This window comes from Clostridium sp., assembly GCF_016650095.1.
Classification (GTDB): Bacteria; Bacillota; Clostridia; order Clostridiales; family Clostridiaceae; genus Clostridium_AD.
The window spans coordinates 1-10,889 of record NZ_JAENWL010000089.1; the positions used below are offsets into that span (position 1 = coordinate 1).

A 10,889-nucleotide genomic window follows, 5' to 3' on the forward strand; every position below is an offset into this window, starting at 1 on the left:
AAAGCTATAAATCCATTTTCTCTTTTTGCACACTCTACTACTTCTTTTAACTTTATTATTTCTGCTCCAAATGTGCTTAAACCTTTGGAGATGGATTGCATATCATCTGAAACAAAATGAATAAAACTCATGATTGGGAATTGTGCTTTTTCTGCAAACACAAAAAAACCCATTTGTCCAAGTAGTAAATTTAAAACAATAGTCTTTAAGGTAACACTTTTGCCCCCCATATTGGCACCAGTTATAATAGTTGTACCTCCATTTAGATCTATACTAACAGGGGTAAATTTCTTTTTACCACTTTCTAATATCTCCTTAACTTCAGGATTAAAGGCTTCGTCAATATGAATTTTCATTTCTTCACAAATTTTTGGCCGGGTCCCATTATAATCTCTAGCTAAACCTGCTTTGGCAATCAAAAAATCTAATCTTCCTATTGCTTTTATATTCTGGTTTATAAGTCCAGTTTCTTTAGAAATTTGTAATGTTAGCTCTTTTCTAATCCTTAATTCTTCCTCTTCTTCTTGTATAACTAAATCTAACCTTTGCTCTTTTAACTTACTAACTTTTTCCTCAATTGTTTCAGCAAAAATTTCTTTTTCCTTTTGTTTTTTATTTTCTCGTATGCATTTCAACGTTTTTGAATACTCATCATAAACATAAAAAGTAGACATATTCTTCCCCTGTGGGTCTAGGAGAGAAATAATATCATCTAAAGGGCCTAGATGAACTTCTTCCATATCAAGCTGTAGTTTATCTAACACATTTTTTAAATCTGTTACTAATATTGAAAAATATTTGATTTCATATAATTCAACTTCATCTAGTGTTTCTGCTTTATTACATCTTTTAATAGAATTTCTAATATCTTTGAGCTTACAAAATAATCTTCCTATTTGGTTATACTCATAAGTATTAGCACTCATAGATTTAAATATATTTTCTATATTATTTAATTCATGTGTTAATTTATTTATTTCTGAAGCTTTAAAGGGCTTAATGTTTTTTCTTTCCTCTAGTCCATAAGGAGTAGTTATCCCTAGTTTATCCAAAACAAAAGAAAATCCAATTTGATCTCTCTGCTCTTTATCTAAAAATTTCATTTTACTCTCCCCCAATTACATCAAATACAGGTACATTTAACTCATTTCTAAGTCCATCTAAAAACTTATGCTTATCAAATTCATACCCATAAGGTGACTTTGGATTGGAAGTAACACATACTATGTTAATTGGATTTATTGTTTTTATACTTCCACCTTGCTTTTTAAATTTATAAAGGGTATCTCTAGTTAAAAACAGTTTTGTTCCATCTTCAACTAGAAATGTTACTCCTTTATACTGGTTTGTGGATGTCATAATATCTTCTAAAAGTTTATCTGAAACTACACCTTTAATTACTACATAGGAAGTATTTTTGTCCATTGACTCAACAATTTCCTTAGAAGATCCAAGAGCTGTAATCACACCTAGCATTTTTATAACATTATCTTTGTGAATAATGCCTATCTTTCCACAACGTAAAACTTCCCTAGCGAGCTTTAATACACTCATATCCTTTTCATTCTCTAAAGATAATAGTTTAACGATATGACTAGTTTCTTCTATAACCTTAACCATACTTCTTGACAGTGCTGCTCCAGTTGATAAAATTGTAGCGTCAGTAATTGAAGGGGAAGCGAAGGTTTTTCTGCTTAGGGCACCATCTACGATTGTAAGCTCACTTCCGAGTCTTTTAAGCTCATCACATATTAAAGTCATATAAGAATTTACAGATGGACCTCCTAAATCTACATATCCGTCACTTAACGCTCTGCATATAATTATTTCGCCCATAGGAGTATTAAAACCCGTAGTTTTTAAAATCTCCCTAGTGATATCACTATTAAATAAGCATTGTTTTGCAGTAGCAATTATAGTTCCTTGTTCTATATAAATTTTAGGTTTTTCAGTGGCAGTTACTTGGTCTAGTTCTTCTCCGTCTCTTCCTATAGAGGTAAGCCCAAGGGATATTCTCCCTCTAGCCTCACTTAATATATGATTTAAAGTGGTTGTTTTTCCTACATTTTTATTCATTCCTATAATAGAAATACTATCGTATTTTTTAATCATATCTAAAATACTTGGGATGTTGTGGATATTTTTCATTTTATTCGTGATGTCCTCTTAAATTTCTCTCAAGTCCAACTGGTTCCATAGCCATTTGCTGACCATTTAATAGACCTGCTACTCCAACTTTATGAACTTTTTTAGCTCCGGTACATACGGCGCATTGGCAGTCTGAAGTATAATTAGTTGGTTGTTCATAAGTAGTTATAACTCCTTCAAAGTTTCTAAGTACTACTTTATCAGGACTTTGAGATATAAGGTAATTAGGCATTACTGGAATTTTTCCACCACCACCTGGAGCATCAACAACAAACGTTGGTACACAGAATCCTGAAGTATGTCCTCTTAATCCTTCCATAATTTCTATTCCTTTAGATACTGGTGTTCTAAAGTGTTCAAGTCCCATTGAAAGGTCACATTGATAGATATAGTAAGGTCTAACTCTAATTTTAACAAGTTCATTTACGAGTTTTAGCATTATATGTGTACAATCATTAACTCCTCTTAACAGCACTGATTGATTTCCTAGAGGTATTCCTGCATTAGATAGCATTTCACAAGCAAGTTTTGCTTCTTCTGTAATTTCATTCGGATGATTAAAGTGAGTGTTTAACCAAATTGGATGATATTTGTTTAACATATTAACTAATTCTTTTGTAATTCTTTGTGGAAGAACTACTGGGACTCTTGAACCAAGTCTTACTATTTCAACGTGAGGAATATCTCTTAGTCTTTTTATTATATATTCTAATTTATCATCTTCAACAAGCAGACAATCTCCCCCTGATAATAGTACATCTCTAACTTCTGGAGTATCTCTAATGTAATCGATTGCTTTGTCTATTCTTGCCATAGGAAGCTCAGCATCGCTTTGCCCTGCAAATCTTCTTCTTGTACAGTGTCTGCAGTACATTGAGCATTGATCAGTTATTAATAGTAATACTCTATCTGGATATCTGTGCGTGAGTCCTGGCACTGGAGAATCTGAATCTTCATGTAGTGGGTCTAATAAATCAGCATGTGACTGATGTACTTCAAGCGCTGTTGGTATAGCTTGTTTTCTTATTGGATCATGTGGATCATTTATATCTATCAGCGATAAGTAATAAGGAGTTATAGCCATTCTTAATGTTTCAGTGCATTTTCTTGCACCCTCTTCCTCATCTTCTGTTAAAGGTATATATTTTTTAAGTTGGTCTATAGTTTCAATTCTATTTTCAACTTGCCATTTCCAATCATTCCATTGCTCATCAGTAGCATCTTTAAAAAGCTCAAATCTTCTGTTTACTCTCATTAATAGTCGCCTCCATCTAATTGAAGCCTCATTATCATAAAGATAATTCGCGCTTTCTTACATTAACCTTATATAGACAATTAGTCATGAATCAAATAATATTGCTTTCAATTTAAATTGAAAGCAATATTATTATGATCAAAATATTAGATATATAACTCATCAAATATTTTTCTTAGTGTTTCACTTTCTCTAAGCTCTGCAAGTGTTATTTCAGCATGGTCCTTAGTATATCCATTTCCTATTATCATGTTTACGTCTTTACCAACACCTTCAGCACCTAAAGCTGCTTTTGTAAAGCTTGTAGCCATTGAGAAGAAATAAACCGTACCATCATCCTTAACTGGTAATATGCAAGCCATTTCAGTATTTGCTATATTTACACAACTAATTGATAAATCATATTCATTTCCTTTATTTACAGCTAGTGCTTTGTCTAAAACATCAACTGGTTTTTGAGCATCACTTATTATACATTCATGGCATAATCCCCATGCTTTTAATTTGTCAGCTTGAGCTTGTTTTCTAACCATAGCTACAACATTTCCTGTTGGTCCCACTCTTTTCATTGCTTCGTAGCAACAAAGCATTCCAGATTTTCCTGCGGCCCCAAGTACTAATACACTTTGGCCAGGTTTTACAAGTTTAGCAGTTTGAGCTGGTGCTCCAGCAACATCAAGAGCTGCAAGTGCTAATGCTTCTGACATATCTTTTGGAAGTTTAGCATATATTCCACTTTCAAATAATATAGCTTTAGCTTTAACATCTACTCTATCTATATCCATTTTAATATCTATAATCTCTTCTATTTTAAGTGGAGTTAATGATAATGAAACTAATGAAGCTATTTTATCTCCAACTTTTAAGTCTCTATCCTTTAATGCGTCTCCTATTTGCGCAACTGTTCCGATAAGCATTCCGCCTGATCCAGTTACTGGGTTTTGCATTTTCCCTCTTTCTGCAACTATTTCTAATATTTTAGCCTTTATCTTTTCTACATCTTTATCAGCTTCCTTTTCTATTTGAGTGAAACTAGCTGAATCTATGTTTAATGAAATAACATCAATAAGAATTTCGTTATCATAAATCACCATATCGTTGTCGATTTTTTGAGCTGCTTGAGTTAACACTCCTTGTGGTGATATTACCCTGTGTGATCCGAATTTATTTCCTTTTTTCATAATTAATTTCCCCCTGTTTTTATATTATTTTTTATTTATTATTTGTTTCTTTGTTTATACGTCCATTATTTTTAAATTTTCTGATATGATCAGTTCTGCCTGCGTAAGTGATATAACCTCTTCAACTGTTGTATCTTTATGAATTTCAGTAAGTACAAGACCTTTACTCGTAACTTCCATTACTCCAAGTTCCGTAACTATAAGGTCAACTTGTCCTTTTGCGGTTAGTGGCAATGCACATTGCTTTAATATTTTAGGAGTTCCTTTAGCTGTATGTCTCATTGCAATAATAACCTTTTTAGCTCCTACTAATAAATCCATAGCACCACCCATACCTGGAACCATTTTGCCTGGTACAATCCAATTAGCTAAATCGCCATTTTGAGCTACTTCTAGTGCTCCAAGAACAGTCATATCAACGTGTCCGCCTCTTATTAACATGAAAGACGTTGCGCTATCAAAGTATGCTCCGCCAGGAAGTACTGTAGTAAATTGACCACCTGCATTTGTTACATCATTATTTTCCTCTCCTTTTGCTGGAGAAGCACCCATACCAACCATACCATTTTCTGATTGGAAAGTAACATGTACGCCTTCTGGGATATAGTTAGCAACCATTGTTGGAAGACCTATACCTAAATTAACAAGTTGTCCATCTTCTAATTCTTCAGCAATTCTCTTTGCAATAATTTCTTTTGCAAGTTTACTATCTGTAATCATATTAATTAGCCTCCCCTATAATATAATCAACCAAAACACCTGGCGTAACAACATTATTTGGATCAAGCTCTCCAACTTTAACAACTTTTTCTGCTTGTACTATTACTGTAGTTGCTGCAGTAGCTATAATTGGGTTAAAGTTTCTTGTTGTTCCATAATAAGCTGCATTTCCAAGTTCATCTACTACACTCGCATAAACAAGTGCTAAATCCGCTTTGATTGGAAGTTCTAATAAATATTCTTTACCATCTATTGCAATCTTTCGTTTTCCTTCTTCCACCATAGTACCAACTCCAGTATATGTAAGCACACCACCAAGGCCAGCACCTGCTGCTCTTATTCTTTCAATTAATGTTCCTTGTGGTGAAAGTTCTACTTCCATTTTCCCGTCATGCATAAGTTTTCCGGTTTCAGCATTTGTTCCTATATGAGAAGCTATGACCTTTTTAACTTGGCCATTTACTACAAGTCTGCCTATACCTTTGTCTACATAACCTGTATCATTTGCTATTATAGTTAAATTTTTAACATTTGTTTCTATTAATAAATCTATTAACTTTTCAGGCGTTCCGCAGGCTAAAAATCCACCTATCATTATTGACATTCCGTCTTTAAGTAAAGGTTTAATTTTTTCTAAAGATACAACCTTATTCATTTATTTTACCTCCTTATATTTTTAAACCTAGTATTTCTCTTGCTTCACTAGGAGTGGCAATTTTTCTGCCGAGTTCTTTTGCAAGTCTAGCTACTCTTTCTACGAGTTCTGCGTTTGATCTAGCTGGTATTCCTTTTTCAATATACACATTATCTTCAAATCCAACTCTAACGTGACCACCCATAGAAATAGCCATAGCTGCCATTTGGAATTGAAATCTTCCAATACCTGATACAGTGTAAGTACTTCCCTCTGGTATGCTGCCTTCCATGAATACTAAATCTCTTGCAGTTGCTGAAATTCCTCCATTTACACCCATAACAAAATTGAAGTGCATTGGGGTTTTTATAAAACCTTTCTTTTGAAGTCTTATAGCCATATCTATCATTCCCTTATCAAAAACTTCAATTTCCGGCTTTACTCCAAGCTCAATCATCTTTTGACCAAATTCTTTTATAGTGTTTTCAGTGTTTACGAATACATCATCTCCACCAAAATTACAAGTACCTGAATCTAAAGTTGCCATTTCCGGTCTTAGATCAACAGGTTGTAATCTTTCTTCATTGCTCATACCAACTGCTCCACCTGTTGATGGTTGAACAATTACATCAGGACATCTTTCCTTAATAGCTTCCATACAAGCTTTAAATCTTTCCCTATCTTGAGTAGGTGTTCCATCATCTTTTCTTACATGCAGATGAATAATGCTAGCTCCTGCTTTATGCGCTTTTTCAGCTTCTATTGCTGTTTCTTCAACAGTATAAGGAACGTTTGGATTATGTTCTTTTGTAACTTCTGCTCCGGATATGGCTGCAGTAATTATTAATTTTTCCATGTGAATCCTCCTTGTAGTTCTCTTAGCACAAACTAATTATTAATTTTATGTTTTACTATATGCATTGTTTCATTTTTCCATAAATTTATTTACTAATTAAATATCAACTAATAGATGAAAAAGTTTACATTTAACTCAGCTTAAATATTATTTCCTTTGGTTGGCTTTTAGTACTACACAAGTTCCGCTTGCCTTACAAACCACTATTGGTTCTTCTAATACGTCACAAGCTGAATCACTTATATCTGTTCTTGGCACTATAACTTTTCTTGCTTCAAAAATCATTTTTCTTGATGAATTTCCTACACTCACTATTTCTCCAACAGCTTCTATATAGTCTCCTGCATAAACTGGTGCCATGAATTCTACAGAATCATATGCTTTAAATAATCCTTCATCCCCATCGTTTAAAATTAAAAGTTCAGTAGCTACATCCCCAAATAATTGAATCATTCTTGCCCCATCCACTAAGTTTCCACCATAATGTGCATCATGAGCACTCATTCTTAATCTGATTAAAGATTTTAAAGGTTTCATATAATATTCCTCCTTTTTATATTGTAGTTGTAGTTTGTAATACTTATGTCCTTTTTTCTAAAACAAAAAAGGCATTGAGTTTTCAATGCCTTAATTAACAGAAGTATTAAACCTATTAATGCAATGAAAAAAAATCTTTTCATTACATAAATAGCCCTCCATAAAAAACTTTATGACAGTGATAGAAATACTACTTTCTATCCCCAAGAATATATTGAAGAACCAAAATATTCTTTCGGCAAACAACTACTTCATTTTTGACATTGGATGTTCATATCCTTAACATTCAAAAACTATCTCTTTATCTGCACCTCTATTTATGTGAAATTATTAAATTTTACTTTATTTTTCATCTCTTCTTTAGTATAATCCGTAAATAATCTAAATGCAAGTCCTTTTTCAGAAAATTATATTTTTATTTTTTTACTATTTCTACTTCCGACTTTTCTACTCCTGACACATCTTCACTTTTATTTTCACTATTAAAATTACCTTTAAGATAGTTTGGAAGTTCCATACCCGCTGACTTAAATACGTCCTGTAGCGGCGGAACCGATTTTAACATTCCTGATAAAAAATTTGCTGTAGTTGGGGTACCATTACCGTTTCCACCCATTGTATCCCAAACAGTAATTTTATCAATTTTAATATTTTTAATAGCTTCAACCTGCAATGTAACAAGTTGCTCAATTTTATCAGTCATCATAAGCATTACTGCATTTTCTGCACTGTTACCTGCTGCTTCTACAATTTTCTTTAGGCCTTCTGCTTGTTTAGTTAATATCTCCATGTTACCTTTAGCTTCTGCTTCCATTCTAGCTAGAGTTGCATCTGCCTCACCTTTGGCTATTCTTCTTATTGTTTCAGCTTTTGCTTCGGCATCAATTTCGACTCTTCTCTTTTCTATTTCAGCATGAACTATTACATCTGCTTCTTTTGTAGCTCTTTCTCTATCAGCACGAGCTTTTTCTGCCAATTGCTCTGCAACATAAGATTCTTCAAGAGCTTTAGCTGCTTGAACCTTTTGTGCTGCATTTGATCTTCTATTAGCCTCTGCTTGTCTTTCCATTTTTTCTGCCTCGGAATTAGCAACAGTTATCTTAGCTAAATTTTCTCCTTCTGTGGCTTTAGCATTAGCTGCTGATACTCTGACTCTTTCATCTTGCTTGGCATCAGCCTCGCCTATGGCACCATCTCTATTCTTTTCAGCTACAGTTTTCTTAGCATCATTGATAGCTTTAGCTGCTGCTTCTTTACCAAGAGCTTCAATATACCCAGATTCATCTCTAATATCAGTAACGTTAACATTAATAAGCTTTAAGCCTATCTTTTTAAGCTCTGCTTCTACATTTGAGGCAACATTTAATAAAAATTTATCTCTATCAGAGTTTATTTCCTCAATATCCATAGTAGCAACAACAAGTCGTAATTGACCAAAAATTATATCTTTAGCTAATTCTTGAATTTCATTTTGAGGTAGTCCTAGTAGCCTCTCAGCTGCATTAGGCATGATTGATGCCTCTGTAGAAATACCTACTGTAAATCTAGAAGGTACATCAACTCTAATGTTTTGTTTACTTAGTGCATTGGTTAAATTAACCTCAATAGATATTGGTGTTAATTCTAAAAATTGAAAATTTTGTATGACAGGCCATATAAAGGCTGCTCCACCATGGATACATTTAGCCGATCGTGACTCTCCATCATTTGTTCTCCCTGTCATACCATATACAACAAGAATTTTGTCTGAAGGACATTTCTTGTACCTCGCAATTACTGCAATCGCAGTTATGAAAATAGCTAAAACAATAATAATTGGTAAAATAATTTGATAAACATTCGATCCCATAAATTTTCCTCCTTAATATTTAATCTATTTTTTCAACCAGCAAAAACTGATTTTCAACAATACTTATAACTACTACCTTATTTCCTGTAGCTATTGCATCTCCATCTGTTACTGCCTCAAGTAATCTTAATGCGCCTTGAACCACTATTTCTACTTTTCCTTTGTTTTCTCTTCTTTCTGGAATGGTTAAGTAAACTTGCCCTTCTCTATTAATGGCATTTGTTATATTCATTGTTCCATCTTCTACGAACTTGCTTAAGAAAAAATAAATATAAGATACTATATACATCATCACAAAACCTGAAATTAAGGCTATGATAACCGTAGCTATCTTTCCTTTGCCTGATGTCGTTGCTACGATACCCGTCCATGAAAAAACTGTAAAAAACACTACTAAACTTCTTATGGTAACTAATTTAAATTTGTACTTTAAATCTAAAAACTCTCCTGCACTATCATAATTTTCTAATTCTACTGAATCCTGGGGTATTTCCTGCATCGAATCTGCAGTATCACTAATCATATCTCCATGACCATCTAGTCCTATAAAGGTCATAATCATCTGTAGAATAAATGCTGCTGTGGACGGGAATGCAAATACCCAAAATATTCTTTCAAAATCTCCAAGACTACCCCACCACTGTGACATACTACACTTCCTTTCCCATTTTAAAATAATTACATTTTTAACACAAATACAACAACTCTAATTATACACATTATCTTCCTCATTTTCCAATTATATTTTTATAGCATTTATTTCATCTCCATTCTTTCTTATTTTTTTTTCAAACCAGTAAGAAAATATTTTTTCCTCCTCAAATCCATTATCTTTATACATATTCATTGCAACTTCATTAGACGTAATCACTAACAGTTTAATTTCGTCCAAATTCTTATCAAATAACTTTTCAATACATTTTGTTATTAATGCACTTCCTAATCCTTTATTTTGATAAATAGGCTGAATTCCTAGAGTGTCAATCCATCCTATATTCTTCTCTATTGAAAGTTCATATATCCCACATGGCTTCTTTTGGGCAAAACAAATTCCAATCAAATCATCATCGTTAGCGTATTTAACTATATACTCCTTAACCTCAGCCTCATCTACAGTGCATCCGTTAGGACTATTTTTAAAAGCTTCATTTTGAATATTCACATATTCATGTGAGTTTAAAATAGAAAGAGGTAGCAGTTCCATTCCTTTGTTTCCTTTTAAAACAGTATTTTTATCAATTATATATCTCATAATTACTGCATCATAAATATGGGAGAATTCCAATTTATTAATATATTGGATAAGATGTGTTTCGCTTTCACGAATTCCAATTTTTATACTTTCCGTCCTAAACAAATTGCAGTATTCAACTACCCTTTCCATGGAATAACCTAAAGTTATTTCTGCATTTTCATTCTCAATATAGATATCTGTAACATATGCCTCCCCCTTAATGCTAATTTCCTTTGTTATTACAGCTATGCTTCCTTTAATTTTCCCATTATTAAATAGTATAAAAATTCCGTTACCGTCATTAAAAATATCACTTTCATATTTTTTAATCATTTCTATATATGTTTTGCTATAAGTTAAATCCGTACTTTTAATAAAATTATATAACTCCTTCCTCTGAGCAGTAGATATTACTTTGAATTGTTTAATTTCCATTAAATCACCCCCTTTTAGTTCTTTAACCAATAAGCACTAC

General features: G+C 32.8%; 11 protein-coding genes and 1 riboswitch. All 11 genes read right to left on the minus strand.

The features are described 5' to 3' along the window. The coding region (locus JJE11_RS07340) for a hypothetical protein (RefSeq protein ID WP_291634103.1) at nt 1–1,103 on the minus strand (1,103 nt) is incomplete at its 3' end. Between the two features lies 1 nt (nt 1,104). Next, nucleotides 1,105–2,148 (minus strand): hypothetical protein, encoded by a 1,044-nt coding sequence (locus tag JJE11_RS07345; RefSeq protein ID WP_291634105.1) that lies wholly within the window; start codon nt 2,146–2,148, stop codon nt 1,105–1,107. A 1-nt stretch (nt 2,149) separates the two neighbouring features. Then, entirely contained in the window at nt 2,150–3,403 is a 1,254-nt protein-coding gene (gene ablA / locus JJE11_RS07350; protein WP_291634107.1) for a lysine 2,3-aminomutase, read from the minus strand. Nucleotides 3,404–3,549: 146 nt separating this feature from the next. Then, on the minus strand, nt 3,550–4,584 hold the full coding sequence (locus JJE11_RS07355; protein ID WP_291634109.1) for an L-erythro-3,5-diaminohexanoate dehydrogenase: 1,035 nt from the start codon (nt 4,582–4,584) through the stop codon (nt 3,550–3,552). A gap of 54 nt (nt 4,585–4,638) precedes the next feature. Then, nucleotides 4,639–5,304, minus strand: coding sequence for a 3-oxoacid CoA-transferase subunit B (locus JJE11_RS07360; protein ID WP_291634111.1), 666 nt, complete (start codon nt 5,302–5,304; stop codon nt 4,639–4,641). Between the two features lies 1 nt (nt 5,305). Further along, nucleotides 5,306–5,959 carry a 3-oxoacid CoA-transferase subunit A gene (locus tag JJE11_RS07365; protein WP_291634113.1) on the minus strand — a complete coding sequence of 218 codons (654 nt, stop codon included), beginning with the start codon at nt 5,957–5,959 and terminating at the stop codon, nt 5,306–5,308. A 13-nt stretch (nt 5,960–5,972) separates the two neighbouring features. After that, complete coding sequence (locus JJE11_RS07370) at nt 5,973–6,794, minus strand: 3-keto-5-aminohexanoate cleavage protein (protein ID WP_291634115.1); 822 nt, start codon at nt 6,792–6,794, stop codon at nt 5,973–5,975. A gap of 147 nt (nt 6,795–6,941) precedes the next feature. Then, on the minus strand, nt 6,942–7,331 hold the full coding sequence (locus JJE11_RS07375; protein WP_291634117.1) for a hotdog domain-containing protein: 390 nt from the start codon (nt 7,329–7,331) through the stop codon (nt 6,942–6,944). A gap of 143 nt (nt 7,332–7,474) precedes the next feature. After that, nucleotides 7,475–7,655, minus strand: a riboswitch (Lysine riboswitch). Nucleotides 7,656–7,746: 91 nt separating this feature from the next. Continuing rightward, entirely contained in the window at nt 7,747–9,180 is a 1,434-nt protein-coding gene (locus JJE11_RS07380; RefSeq protein WP_291634119.1) for a flotillin family protein, read from the minus strand. A 19-nt stretch (nt 9,181–9,199) separates the two neighbouring features. Beyond that, entirely contained in the window at nt 9,200–9,829 is a 630-nt protein-coding gene (locus JJE11_RS07385; RefSeq protein ID WP_291634120.1) for a hypothetical protein, read from the minus strand. A gap of 90 nt (nt 9,830–9,919) precedes the next feature. Next, nucleotides 9,920–10,849, minus strand: coding sequence for an N-acetyltransferase (locus JJE11_RS07390; RefSeq protein ID WP_291634122.1), 930 nt, complete (start codon nt 10,847–10,849; stop codon nt 9,920–9,922). Nucleotides 10,850–10,889: the final 40 nt, after the last annotated feature.